At 59.8% G+C, this 12,691-nt stretch carries 10 protein-coding genes; 7 read left to right on the top strand and 3 right to left on the bottom strand.

The window, feature by feature from the left end; all coding sequences use genetic code 11:
- Positions 1–201 precede the first annotated feature (201 nt).
- From aguA to J2Y56_RS03955, 3 genes are all read right to left on the bottom strand, one after another.
- A complete protein-coding gene (gene aguA, locus J2Y56_RS03965; protein WP_310348728.1) occupies positions 202–1,308 on the bottom strand; it encodes an agmatine deiminase in 1,107 nt (368 codons plus the stop codon).
- 5 nt (positions 1,309–1,313) lie between these two features.
- Entirely contained in the window at positions 1,314–2,192 is an 879-nt protein-coding gene (aguB, locus tag J2Y56_RS03960) for an N-carbamoylputrescine amidase (RefSeq protein WP_007949161.1), read from the bottom strand.
- Between the two features lie 303 nt (positions 2,193–2,495).
- Positions 2,496–5,408 carry an aminotransferase gene (locus tag J2Y56_RS03955; protein ID WP_310348726.1) on the bottom strand — a complete coding sequence of 971 codons (2,913 nt, stop codon included), beginning with the start codon at positions 5,406–5,408 and terminating at the stop codon, positions 2,496–2,498.
- Between the two features lie 172 nt (positions 5,409–5,580).
- On the opposite strand from J2Y56_RS03955, the gene rfbB reads away from it, so the two are divergent.
- The 7 genes from rfbB to J2Y56_RS03920 are packed head-to-tail and all read left to right on the top strand — an operon-like array spanning position 5,581 to position 12,672.
- Complete coding sequence (gene rfbB / locus J2Y56_RS03950) at positions 5,581–6,663, top strand: dTDP-glucose 4,6-dehydratase (protein ID WP_033049780.1); 1,083 nt, start codon at positions 5,581–5,583, stop codon at positions 6,661–6,663.
- Positions 6,660–7,535, top strand: coding sequence for a glucose-1-phosphate thymidylyltransferase RfbA (rfbA, locus tag J2Y56_RS03945; protein WP_007949164.1), 876 nt, complete (start codon positions 6,660–6,662; stop codon positions 7,533–7,535). Before rfbB ends, rfbA begins: the two co-directional genes overlap by 4 nt.
- Positions 7,532–8,077, top strand: a complete 546-nt coding sequence (gene rfbC / locus J2Y56_RS03940; RefSeq protein ID WP_310335801.1) for a dTDP-4-dehydrorhamnose 3,5-epimerase — start codon at positions 7,532–7,534, stop codon at positions 8,075–8,077. The genes rfbA and rfbC overlap by 4 nt, the downstream gene beginning before the upstream one ends.
- Positions 8,074–8,943, top strand: a complete 870-nt coding sequence (gene rfbD, locus J2Y56_RS03935) for a dTDP-4-dehydrorhamnose reductase (protein WP_007949168.1) — start codon at positions 8,074–8,076, stop codon at positions 8,941–8,943. Before rfbC ends, rfbD begins: the two co-directional genes overlap by 4 nt.
- Positions 8,944–8,979: 36 nt before the next feature.
- Complete coding sequence (locus J2Y56_RS03930; RefSeq protein ID WP_310335797.1) at positions 8,980–10,788, top strand: ATP-binding protein; 1,809 nt, start codon at positions 8,980–8,982, stop codon at positions 10,786–10,788.
- A complete protein-coding gene (locus J2Y56_RS03925) occupies positions 10,785–12,176 on the top strand; it encodes a sigma-54 dependent transcriptional regulator (RefSeq protein WP_310348724.1) in 1,392 nt (463 codons plus the stop codon). The genes J2Y56_RS03930 and J2Y56_RS03925 overlap by 4 nt, the downstream gene beginning before the upstream one ends.
- Positions 12,177–12,216: 40 nt before the next feature.
- Entirely contained in the window at positions 12,217–12,672 is a 456-nt protein-coding gene (locus J2Y56_RS03920) for a thioesterase domain-containing protein (protein WP_310348722.1), read from the top strand.
- The last annotated feature ends 19 nt before the right edge of the window (positions 12,673–12,691 follow it).

Raw genomic sequence — 12,691 nt, 5'->3', positions numbered from 1 at the left:
ATGACAGAACATCGCAGTTCTCCCCCCCTCCCTGTTTCACGCGCTTACTGATACAAGAGCTGTGCCAATGTTTCCGTGCTGTCGAAAAGCGCAAACAAAAAAGCCCACAGTCCTTCAGGACTGCGGGCTTTTCATGTAGCGCAGGAGGGTTAACCTCTGCACAGCAATTTTTGCAACCATCTCAAGATGTTACAACTGCACTCACTCTTTGTGCGGCGCCGGTTGTTGTTGGGTAAGGCAGTGGATGTTACCGCCTCCCAGTAACAGTTCCCGGCCTGGCACCATCACCACTTCATGTTGCGGGAATAGCGTCTGCAAAATTTCTTTTGCCGGGCCGTCCAGCGGGTCATCGAAGCTCGGTGCGATAATCCCGCCGTTGACGATCAGGAAGTTCACGTAAGAACCGGCCAGACGAACAGTCGGATTGCGCTCCTGAGTGCCGTCCACCGGATCCACACCGGCGCACTCTTCTTCGGTCGCATACAGCGGCCCCGGAATGGGCATCTTGTGCACCGTGAACGGGCGACCCTTGGCGTCGGTGCTGTTTTGCAGCACGTTCATTGCCGCCTGGCAACGCGGGTAGTTCGGGTCTTGCGGGTCATCGGTCCAGGCCAGCAATACTTCACCCGGGCGCACGTAACAGCAGAAGTTATCCACATGGCCGTCGGTTTCGTCGTTGAACAGGCCGTCCGGCAGCCAGATGATTTTATCCACAGCCAGATTGGCGCTGAGTACTGCTTCGATCTCCGCACGATCAAGGTGCGGATTGCGATTGCGGTTGAGCAGGCATTCTTCGGTCGTGATCAGGGTGCCTTCGCCATCGACGTGAATCGAACCGCCTTCGAGCACGAAGCCTTCGGTGCGATAACGCTGGCTGCGCTCAATCTCAAGGATTTTGCCGCCGACCTGCGAATCTCGGTTCCATGGCGAATACAGACCGCCGTCAAAACCGCCCCACGAGTTGAAATCCCAGTTCACACCCCGGACTTCGCCACGGTTATTGATGACAAAGGTCGGGCCGGTGTCGCGAACCCAAGCGTCATCGCTGGACATTTCCACCACACGAATATTCGGCACATCGAGACGGGCGCGAGCGTTTTCGTATTGGCCCGCCGATACCGCGACGGTCACCGGCTCGAAACGCGCGATGGCTTTCGCCACCGCCACGTGTGCGGCTTGTGCCGGTTTGCCACCCAGGCGCCAGTTGTCCGGGCGCTCGGGCCAAATCATCCAGGTCTGGGTCTGTGGTGCCCATTCGGCCGGCATATGGAAGCCGTCGGCGCGAGGCGTGGTGTGCAAAGTGGTCATGACAATCAGGACTCCAGGGAACCGTCGAGAGTTTTCAGTGTGCCGTAAAGGTTCGGGCGGCGATCACGGAACGAACCCCACGCGCTGCGAATGTGCTCCAGCTCGTCGAGGTCAAAAGTGTGCACCAGAATACCTTCTTCGGTTTTGTTGAGCTCCTGAACTTTTTCGCCGAACTGGTTGGCGATGAACGACGAGCCATAGAAAGTAATGTCGTAGCCATCTTGCTCTTCGTTGCCGATGCGGTTGCTGGCGATCAGCGGCATCAGGTTCGCACCGGCATGGCCCTGTTGTACGCGCTGCCAATGTTCACGGGAGGAGATGGTCTTGTCGTGTGGCTCGCTGCCGATGGCGGTCGGGTAGAACAGAATTTCCGCGCCTTGTAACGCCATGCTGCGTGCGCATTCGGGAAACCACTGGTCCCAGCAGATACCCACGCCGATTTTCGCATAACGGGTGTTCCACACTTTGAAACCGGTATCGCCCGGGTTGAAGTAATACTTCTCGTGGTAACCAGGGCCATCCGGGATATGGCTTTTACGATAAATCCCGAGATTGGAGCCGTCGGCATCGATTATCGCGATGCTGTTAAAACGCGCGCGACCGGCCAATTCATAGAAGCTGATCGGTAGCACCACTTGCAGCTCTTTGGCGACTTTCTGGAAGTGCTTGATGGCAACGTTGTCTTCAACGGTCGTGGCCAGTTGCAGGTAATCCGGATTCGGCTTCTGGCAGAAGTACGGGGCCTCGAAAAGCTCCTGAATCAAAATGATCTGCGCCCCCTTGGCCGCCGCTTCACGGACCAGCTTCTCAGCGGTTTCGATATTGGCTTCAAGGTCCCAGGAACAGGCCATCTGGGTAGCGGCGACGGTAACGATACGGCTCATGAATCGGCTCCTGAGCAAAGGCTTGGGGTCGAGTGTGGCATCGACCCATGACAGAAATGGGAAGCACTGACTGTGGATCGACCATAGCGAGGCAGTGACGACTTTATAGCCGATAAATATCGACTTTAGAAGCCAGAAACATGCCATCTGTCATATTTTTTTGCGCAAACGCCGATATCTATCGAGTTATCACCGTACCAATGTGGGAGCGAGCCTGCTCGCGATAGCGGTCGAACATTCAACATTGTTGTCGACTGATCTTGCCCCATCGCGAGCAGGCTCGCTCCCACAGGAGAGATGTGTTTACAGGCCTTCTGCGAGCACCTTCGAGAGCATGTCGACAAAGAAATCCACGCTCCGGCGCGAGGTCACCATCGGCGGTTTGATCTTGAGGACGTTGAGAAAGTCGCCGGTCGGTTGCATGAAGATCCCCAGTTCACGCAAGCGATCACACAGCGCCGTGGTTTCTTCGGTCGCCGGCTCCAGTGTGTCGCGGTTGCGGATCAGTTCGACACCCAGATAGAAACCGGAGCCATGCACCGCACCCACTAGCGGATGAATATCGATCAGCGCTTCGAGGCGCTCCTTGAAATAGCCGCCCACCACCTGAGCGTTTTCCCAGAGCTTTTCTTCTTCCATCACATCCAGCACTGCCATGCCGATCTGGCAACTCACCGGACTGCCGCCCGCTGACGAGAAGAAATAACCTTCGGCCTCCAGCGCTTCGGCAATTTCCCGACGCGTGATCACTGCGCCCAACGGCTGACCGTTGCCCATGCCTTTGGCCATGGTAATGATGTCCGGCACCACGCCCTGCTCTTCAAAACCCCAGAAGAAATGGCCCATGCGCCCGTAACCGACCTGCACTTCGTCGGCGATGCATACGCCACCCTGCGCGCGAACCATTGCGTAGACCTGCTGCAAATAGCCCGGTGGCAAAGAGATCCCGCCAGCATTGCCGTACACCGGTTCGCAGATAAAACCGGCCAACTGACGCTTTTGCTCGGCGATTTTTGCGAGATTGTGTTCGACGCTGCGCACGTAATCCGGCGCGCTGTCCGGGCCACGGAATTCGCCGCGATACGTATTCGGCGCAATGACCGGATGCACCCAATCGGGACGGCTGCTCAAGGCCTTGGGGTTGTCGGCAATCGACGTCGACACCGCATCGGCGCCCACCGTCCAGCCGTGATAGGCCTCCAGCACGCTGAGCATGTCGCGCCCGCCGCTGTAAGCCCATGCCAGACGAATCGCCAGATCGTTGGCCTCGCTGCCGCTGTTTACCAGGAATACGCGGTCCATGGAGTCCGGCGCCAACTTCAGCAAACGCTCGGAAAACTCGGCGACCGCTGCATAGTTGAAGCGCGAATTGGTGTTGAGCAACGACCATTGACGACTGGCGACTGCCGACATGCGCGGATGGCCATGGCCGAGTACCGCGACGTTATTGAGCATGTCGAGGTAGGAACGGCCCTGCATGTCGATGAGGTGGTTGCGCCAGCCGCGTTCGATGCGCGGCGGGTCGACGTAGTAGTGCTTCTGGGTACGGGCAAAACTGGCGCTGCGACGCGCCAGCAACGTCTGCGAATCGAGTTCCTCTTGCGCATCACAAGCCAGTCCCAGCAACGCGGCCGGCGACGGGCACAAGGCTTGCCAGGCCAAGGCGTGAGAAGGTGTGCAAAACAACGGTGCATTGAAAGCAGTGCCTCGGCACATCTGCACGATCAGCGGTCCGCTGACCGAGCCCAACACCTGACCTTTGACCAGCGCCGCGCCAGTGTGCAGCGACGGTGTCACACCCCACAACCGCACGCTCAATTGCGGGCCGTCCAGTTGCAGCACGCCCGCCGACGGTTGATGAACCACACCGGCAAACGGTGATTCGACCGCCGTACCGTGGGGCACTCGCAACTCGACGTGCAACGGGCACGTGTCGGGTTCGGCCGCACTGTCTGGCTGAGTCCGCGACAATCGATACTGCCCATATCGACTGGCTGCCAGACCGTGAGTCTGCGCAGCTTGCGTCAGCAACTGCTGATCAATCCCCTCCTGCTCCCAGTTACCCGCCTCGAAATGCGGGCTGAGGACACCCAGATCAATCAAGGCAAACTCTCGTCCCACCAGGCTCGGCAGCAACGGTGCGAAACCTTCACTGCCAATACTCGGCAGGCTCTGGCCAACCGACGTCAGAATGGCCGCCTCCATCAATTCCAGCGGTACCGACGTGGCCACGCGGAAAATTTCCCACTCATGGGTCAGGTTGTCACGGCTGTACTGGTTGCCCGGATCAATGCTGACCTGCTGCTCGCCGCTGAGCACCAACACCGCCGCACGCGCGACGATCAACGGCCAGAGCGCCTGTAGTTCTGCAGGCTGCAACGGATTGACCGCGTGATAGGCCTCAATCGCCGGCAAAATGTAGAACGGATCGCTGTTGGCGTGATGCAGTAACGCCGCGCACGTCACCGAAAGATCAGTGATGCGCCAGGTGCGGACCAGGTCGCCGAAATCGATCACGCCCTGCAATTGCCATTGGCGTTGCGAATCCCGCTGCCAGACCACGTTGTCGTCGGTGATGTCCATGTGAATGGCCTGCACCGGCAACTTGTCCACCAACGGTTGCAGATGACGCTCGGCGCGTTCGGCGGCATCGGCGATCACCCGGCGTTGCGCGTCGTCCTTGATGACCGGCAGCAAATGGCCGATCAAAGCATTGGCGTGGCGGGCATCCCACTGCAACGTGCGCTCAAGGCCCGGATGTTCAAAAACGGCCAGCGCCAGGTCCATTTCACCGCATAGCTGGCCGAAACCGGCTACTACGGCTCCCGGCAGATGATCCAGGTGGGTGAGCGATTGGCCTTCGATGTAGTCAAGCAGGCGCACGTGCACCGATTGGCCCGCGACGTCCAGCGTGAGCAGATCAGCACCGTTTTTGGCCGGGATCACTCGCGGCACCTTCACCCCGGACTGCTCGCCCAGATGCTTAAGCCCCGCATGCTGGGCGTGCAGTTCCAGCGCCGCATAATCGCCACGGCAGATTTTCAGGACGAATCGCCCCCGGTCGCTGTCGACGCGAAAGTTGAGATCCTGCTGGCTGCCAAGAGCCTGCAACTTCCCGCTCAGCCCGTAATGCCCTTCCAGCAGCTCAAGCGCTTGCTGCGCAGACACTATCGGGCTGGGCAAACTGGCGCGGTGAATCAACGTGGCGAGCGGCATACAACGACCTCTGAAATGTTATTAGGCGCTTATATCGCCACTGCATCGATCGATAATCAACCCCCCGTTGACGCTGTGAATCTCAAATACGACCAACAACCCTCTTGCACCACCCCGCTCCTGCCGACAAGCTATGCTCATCCACTTGTCTTACGAAAAAAGGCTGGCCAACATGCGTATTCTCATCACCGGCGGTGCCGGTTTCATTGGCTCTGCCCTGATTCGTCACCTGATCCGGAACACGGGGCACGAAGTGCTCAACCTGGACAAACTGACCTACGCCGGCAATCTCGAATCGTTGACCAGCATTGCCTCCGACACCCGCTATGAATTCGTGCAAGCCGATATCGTCGATCAGGCGGCCGTGAGCGCAATCCTGGCGCGTTTCCAGCCGCACGCGATCATGCACCTGGCGGCCGAATCCCATGTAGATCGTTCCATCGACGGTCCTTCGGATTTCATTCAAACCAACATCGTCGGCACCTACAGCCTGCTGGAAGCAACCCGCGCCTACTGGCAGACCCTGGCCGAACCTGAAAAAAGCGCCTTCCGTTTCCATCACATCTCCACCGATGAGGTCTATGGCGACCTGCACGGCGTCGACGATCTGTTCACCGAAACCACGCCCTACGCGCCAAGCTCGCCGTATTCCGCCAGCAAAGCGGCGTCCGACCACCTGGTCCGCGCCTGGCAACGCACCTACGGCTTGCCGGTATTGCTGACCAATTGCTCGAACAACTACGGGCCGTTCCACTTCCCCGAGAAACTGATCCCGCTGGTGATCCTCAACGCCCTGGCAGGCAAACCGCTGCCGGTATACGGCAACGGCCTGCAAGTGCGTGACTGGTTGTTCGTCGAGGATCACGCCCGCGCGCTGCTCAAAGTGGTCACCGAAGGGGTGGTCGGCGAGACGTACAACATCGGCGGTCACAACGAACAGAAAAACATCGACGTGGTGCGTGGCATCTGCACCCTGCTCGAAGAACTGGCGCCGCAAAAACCGGAAGGCGTGGCGCATTTCGCCGATTTGATCACCTTCGTCCAGGACCGCCCCGGTCACGACCAGCGCTACGCCATCGACGCCAGCAAGATCCAACGCGAACTCGGATGGGTACCCGAAGAAACCTTCGAAACCGGCCTGCGCAAAACCGTTCAGTGGTATCTGGATAACCTGGAGTGGTGCCACCGTGTTCAGGACGGCAGCTATCAGGGCGAACGACTGGGCGCCATCACTACCAAGGAACTGCTCGCATGATGAAAGGCATAGTATTGGCAGGCGGTTCGGGTACGCGTTTGCACCCGATCACGCTTGGCGTATCGAAACAGCTGTTGCCGGTCTATGACAAGCCGATGATCTACTACCCGATCTCGGTACTGATGCTGGCCGGCATCAAGGACATCCTGCTGATTTCCACACCTCAGGATCTGCCGCAGTACCGCAACCTGTTGGGCGACGGCAGTCAGTTCGGGGTCAATTTCAGCTACGCCGAACAACCGTCGCCGGACGGTCTGGCCCAGGCTTTTTTGATAGGCGAAGAATTTATTGGCGACGATCCGGTGTGCCTGATCCTCGGCGACAACATCTTCCATGGTCAGCACTTCGGTGATCAGTTGAAAAACGCGGCAAAACGCCCTTCTGGCGCGACCGTGTTCGGCTACTGGGTCAACGACCCCGAACGCTTTGGCGTGATTGATTTCGACGGCGAAGGCCGTGCCTTGTCGATCGAAGAGAAGCCGAAAAAACCGAAATCCAGCTACGCCGTCACTGGGCTGTATTTCTACGACAACGACGTGATCGACATCGCCAAGGCCGTGAAACCCTCGCCTCGCGGTGAACTGGAAATCACCGACGTCAATAACGCCTACCTCCAACGCGGCGATTTGCAGGTCGAGCGTTTTGGTCGCGGTTTCGCCTGGCTGGATACCGGCACCCACGACAGCCTGCTCGAAGCCTCTCAGTACGTGCAGACCATCGAGCATCGCCAAGGCCTGAAAGTTGCATGCCTGGAAGAGATTGCCTACGAGAATGGCTGGATCAGCCGCGAGCTTCTGCTCGAGCGCGCCAGTTATTTCGGCAAGACCGGTTACGGCCAATACCTCTTCAAGTTGGTGGGGGAAGAACAATGAAGGTGACTGAAACCGCCTTGCCCGGTGTATTGATCATCGAGCCCAAAGTCTTCGGTGACGAGCGCGGCTTTTTCTACGAAAGCTTCAATGCCAAGGCGTTCGAAGATGCAACGGGGCTGAACACCCAGTTCGTTCAGGACAACCACTCCCGATCCCAGAAGGGCGTGTTGCGTGGTCTGCACTACCAACTGCAAAACACCCAAGGGAAACTGGTGCGCGTGACCGTCGGTGAAGTGCTCGATGTGGCGGTAGACATCCGTCGCAGCTCGGCGCATTTCGGCCAGTGGGTGGCGGTGAGGTTGTCCGCCGAAAATCATCGGCAACTCTGGGTGCCCGAAGGCTTTGCCCATGGGTTTGTAGTACTCAGCGACTTCGCCGAGTTCCTCTACAAGACCACGGATTACTACACACCGTCTGCCGAACGCAGCATTCGTTGGGACGATCCGACCCTCGCCATTGATTGGCAACTGGAAGAAGCCCCACAGTTGTCGGCCAAGGATCAGAACAGTCAGCTCTTTTTAGAGGCTGATCTGTTTCCATGAGAATACTCATCAGTGGTCAAAACGGTCAGGTCTCCCGTGAGTTGCAGCGTCGCCTGGGTGATGTCGGTGAATTGATCGTGCTGGGGCGCGATCAGCTTGATCTGGCTCAACCGGAACAGATTCGTCGGCAGGTCCAGCGTGTTCGTCCCGACCTGATCATCAACGCGGCGGCTCACACGGCTGTCGATCAGGCGGAGAGCGAACCTGCGCAGGCATTTGCCATCAATGCGACCGGCCCGGGTGTATTGGCTGAAGAGGCGCTGGCGCTGGGCATCCCGTTGATTCATTACTCGACCGATTACGTGTTCGACGGCAGCAAGACCGCGCCTTACAACGAAGACGATGTGCCCAATCCGCTCGGCGTGTATGGCAAGAGCAAACGGGCCGGCGAACAGGCGATCACGGCGGTTCAAGGCCTGCACCTGATCTTGCGCACCAGCTGGGTTTACTCGACCCACGGCCGCAACTTCCTGCTGACCATGCAACGTCTGCTGCAAGAAAAACCGGAATTGCGCATTGTCGCTGACCAGATCGGCGCGCCCACCTGGGCTGGCACGATTGCCGAAAGCACCCTCGCCCTGATTGAACGCTGGCAAGCGGGACAGGCCGGTGCCTGGGGCACGTATCACCTCACAGCTCAGGGTGAAACGTCATGGTTCGGCTTCGCCCAGGCCATTGGCGATGCGCTTCGGGAACAGGGTAAGCCGTGCGCCAACCTGCTGCCGATTCCGTCCAGCGACTACCCGACACCCGCAGCCCGGCCACTGAACTCTCGCCTCGATTGCAGTCGTCTGCAGCGCGAATGGGGCGTCTGTCAGCCTGACTGGCAAACTGCGCTGCGCGAGTGTCTTGCCGGGCAAGCCTAGGCATAATGCGCCTGTACCCCCAGGCGCCCGATGCTCATGACTCCAACCCTCCCTCGCAGACCCCGCTGGCGCAGCCTCGCCCTGCTGGCGCTGTGCCTGGCGCCGTTACTGTGGCCGCTGGAGCATTTGGCCGAGCGTTACTATCGCAGCGAACTGGCCGGGCAGAACCGTCAGACCCTCGACCTGTACGTCGCCAACCTGTTGGGCACGCTGCACCGTTATGAGGTCTTGCCGCAAATCCTCGGCGACCTGCCGGCCCTGCGTGCGGTACTCGGCGCGCCCGATGATGGCGTCACCCAAGGCAATGCCAATCGCTTACTGAAAAACATCAGCACCCAAACCGGTGCCGAAGTCATGTACTTGATGGACACAAGCGGCAAGACGCTGGCGGCATCCAACTGGGACAAGCACGACAGTTTCGTCGGGCGTAATTTTTCTTTCCGGCCCTATTTCAGCGAAGCCATGGCCGGGCGACTCGGACGGTTTTTCGGCTTGGGCACAACCTCGGCCAAACGCGGCTATTTCTTTGCCGCCGCAGTTCGCAATGGCGAAAAGGTCATCGGCGTGCTGGTGGTCAAAGTCGACTTGGACCACACCGAAAGCCTGTGGGGAAAAACCCCGGAGCAGCTGCTGCTGACCGACCAAAACGGTGTGGTCATTCTCACGTCGCGGCCGGAGTGGCGCTTTCGCTCAACCCGCCCGTTGACCGAAGAAGAAAACAAAGCCATTACCGCGATTCAACCGTACCCGACCCGCGATCCAAAACCGTTGAAGCTCAATCCCAATGCCTGGCTGACACAAACGCGGCAGATCGCCGAAACCGGCTGGAACGTCAGCATCCTCGCCCCGCGCACCTTGATCAACCGCCCTGTCCGCACGGTGGTCGCCATCGGTGGCGCAACGCTATTGGTGTTGATGCTGTTGCTCGGGCTGATGATGCAGCGCCGCCGTCATTACCTCGAGCGCATCGCCTTCGAAGCCAAGGCCAGGCGCGAACTGGAAGGCCGGGTCGCCGAGCGCACCAGCGACCTCGAAGGCCTGAACCGGCGCCTGAAACAGGAAGTGCTGGAGCGCGAACACGCCCAGCAGGAGTTGGTTCGCGCGCAGGATGATCTGGTCCAGGCCGGTAAATTATCAGCGTTGGGAACCATGTCGGCGAGCATCAGCCATGAGCTCAACCAGCCCCTGGCGGCGATTCGCAGCTACGCGGAAAACGCTGAAGTGCTGCTCGATCATCAACGCACCGACGATGCTCGCGGCAACCTCAAACTGATCAGCGAACTGACCGGGCGCATGGCCTCGATCATCGCTCACCTGCGCGCCTTCGCCCGGCGTGATCGTCACGCGCCGGAAAGCGTTGCGCTGCAACCGGCGCTGGATGACGCGCTGGCATTGCTGGCCAAGCGCCGACGCAGCATGGAAGTCGAGCTGATCCGCGACTTGCCCGCCGCGACGCTGTGGGTCGAGGCCGGGGAAACGCGGCTGCGTCAGGTACTCGGCAATCTGTTGGCCAACGCCCTCGATGCGCTGACTGAAAAAGGCCCGCCGCGTAAACTCTGGTTGAGTGCCCAATCCACCGCCGACGGCGTCAATCTGTACATTCGCGATAACGGCCCCGGCTTTTGCATGGAAGCCCTGGGGCGCGCCAGCGAACCTTTCTACACCACCAAGACCCGCACTCAAGGGCTCGGGCTGGGGTTGGCGATTTGCGAAACCCTGATGCGTGCCTTCGGTGGTGAACTGTCGTTCGCCAACCACAAGGAAGGCGGCGCCCTGATTACCCTGAAATTGCGCGCAGGCGCACCGGGCGTGAGCCTGCAACCGTCCGAGGACCGAAGTGCATGACCATCGACAGCCGCATTCAGGTCGTGTTGATCGACGATGATCCCCATCTGCGTCAGGCCCTGAGCCAGACCCTGGACCTCGCCGGCCTGAAAATCCTGCCGCTGGCGCAAGCCAAAGGCCTGGCCGCGCAACTGGAGCGTGACTGGCCGGGCGTGGTGGTCAGCGACATTCGCATGCCGGGCATGGACGGCCTCGAACTGCTGACCGAACTGCATGCCCAGGACCCGGAGCTGCCGGTGCTGTTGATCACCGGTCACGGCGATGTACCGCTGGCGGTACAAGCCATGCGCGCCGGGGCCTATGACTTCCTGGAAAAACCCTTCGCCAGCGACGCCCTGCTCGACAGCGTGCGCCGCGCGCTGGACTTGCGCCGGTTGGTGCTGGATAACCGCAGCCTGCGTCTGGCCCTGAGTGATCGCAATGAATTGAGCACTCGACTGGTCGGGCAATCGGCGCCGATGCTGCGTCTGCGCGAGCAGATTGGCGCACTGGCCGCGACCAAGGCCGATGTGTTGATTTTGGGTGAAACCGGCGCGGGCAAAGAAGTCGTGGCCCGGGCGTTGCACGATTTGTCGAACCGTCGTAATGGTCCGTTCGTGGCGATCAATGCCGGCGCACTGGCCGAGTCTGTGGTGGAAAGCGAGCTGTTCGGTCACGAGCCCGGGGCCTTCACCGGGGCGCAAAAGCGCCGCATCGGCAAGTTCGAATTCGCCAACGGCGGCACACTGTTCCTCGACGAAATCGAGAGCATGAGCCTGGACGTGCAGGTGAAATTGCTGCGCTTGTTGCAGGAGCGCGTCGTCGAGCGTTTGGGCGGCAATCAGTTGATCCCCCTGGACATCCGCATCATCGCCGCGACCAAGGAAGACTTGCGCCAGTCCGCCGATCAAGGGCGTTTCCGTGCTGACTTGTATTACCGCCTGAACGTCGCGCCGCTGCGTATTCCGCCACTGCGCGAGCGCGGCGAAGATGCGTTGGTGATGTTCCAGCACTTCGCCGATGAAGCCAGCGCACGCCACGGTTTGCCGCCCCATGAGCTGCAACCGGGACAACGCGCCCTGCTGCTGCGCCACACCTGGCCCGGCAACGTACGAGAACTGCAAAACGCCGCCGAACGCTTCGCCCTGGGCCTGGAACTGGCGCTGGACAATACTATGCCGGAGGGCGGTACCAGTATGCCGGTTCAGGGGTTCAACGGCGGCTTGAGCGAACAAGTGGAAAACTTCGAAAAAAACCTGATTGCCGCCGAACTGGCACGCCCTCACACCTCCGTGCGCAGCCTCGCTGAAGCGCTGGGCATCCCGCGCAAGACCTTGCACGACAAGCTGCGCAAACACGGGCTGAATTTCGCCGGCGGCGCCAGCAGCCCTGCTGACGATCTCGATTGAGCGACCGTTAAATCATCATTTTCAACCAAGAGGCCCGCGCATGAACCGCGACAGTCGTCACCTGGAATCCATTCTCCATCGCGACATCCCCCTGACGCAGGCCATGGGCATCAAAGTGCTCGACTGGCACGACCAGCAACTGCGCCTGTACTTGCCACTGGAGGCCAACGTCAATCACAAAAGCACCATGTTCGGTGGCAGTTTGTATTGCGGCGCGGTGCTGGCGGGTTGGGGCTGGCTGCATTTGCGCTTGCGTGAGGAAGGGATCGAAGACGGGCATATCGTGATTCAGGAAGGGCAGATCAGCTATCCGCTACCGGTGACCCAGGACGCGACGGCGATTTGCCAGGCGCCGAGTGCGGCAGTGTGGAAGAAGTTTTTGGCGATGTATCAGCGCTATGGGCGAGCGCGGTTGACGCTGCATTCACGGATTGTGAATGTCGGCAGTGATGAGGATGCAGTGAGGTTTACCGGGCAGTACGTCCTTCACCGGTAACTGATCGTTCCCACGCTCC

Source organism: Pseudomonas sp. BE134 (genome assembly GCF_031456105.1).
Classification (GTDB): domain Bacteria; phylum Pseudomonadota; class Gammaproteobacteria; order Pseudomonadales; family Pseudomonadaceae; genus Aquipseudomonas.
Note: the sequence above shows the minus strand (reverse complement) of the source record. Positions and strands in the feature narration are given on the sequence as shown.

Excerpts from the sequence above, each read along its gene's own strand:
- J2Y56_RS03930 (WP_310335797.1), top strand. The coding sequence starts at position 8,980 with ATGACTCCAACCCTCCCTCGCAGACCCCGCTGGCGCAGCCTCGCCCTG.
- aguB (WP_007949161.1), bottom strand. The coding sequence starts at position 2,192 with ATGAGCCGTATCGTTACCGTCGCCGCTACCCAGATGGCCTGTTCCTGG.
- aguA (WP_310348728.1), bottom strand. The coding sequence starts at position 1,308 with ATGACCACTTTGCACACCACGCCTCGCGCCGACGGCTTCCATATGCCG.
- J2Y56_RS03955 (WP_310348726.1), bottom strand. The coding sequence starts at position 5,408 with ATGCCGCTCGCCACGTTGATTCACCGCGCCAGTTTGCCCAGCCCGATA.
- J2Y56_RS03925 (WP_310348724.1), top strand. The coding sequence starts at position 10,785 with ATGACCATCGACAGCCGCATTCAGGTCGTGTTGATCGACGATGATCCC.
- rfbD (WP_007949168.1), top strand. The coding sequence starts at position 8,074 with ATGAGAATACTCATCAGTGGTCAAAACGGTCAGGTCTCCCGTGAGTTG.
- rfbB (WP_033049780.1), top strand. The coding sequence starts at position 5,581 with ATGCGTATTCTCATCACCGGCGGTGCCGGTTTCATTGGCTCTGCCCTG.
- rfbC (WP_310335801.1), top strand. The coding sequence starts at position 7,532 with ATGAAGGTGACTGAAACCGCCTTGCCCGGTGTATTGATCATCGAGCCC.
- rfbA (WP_007949164.1), top strand. The coding sequence starts at position 6,660 with ATGATGAAAGGCATAGTATTGGCAGGCGGTTCGGGTACGCGTTTGCAC.
- J2Y56_RS03920 (WP_310348722.1), top strand. The coding sequence starts at position 12,217 with ATGAACCGCGACAGTCGTCACCTGGAATCCATTCTCCATCGCGACATC.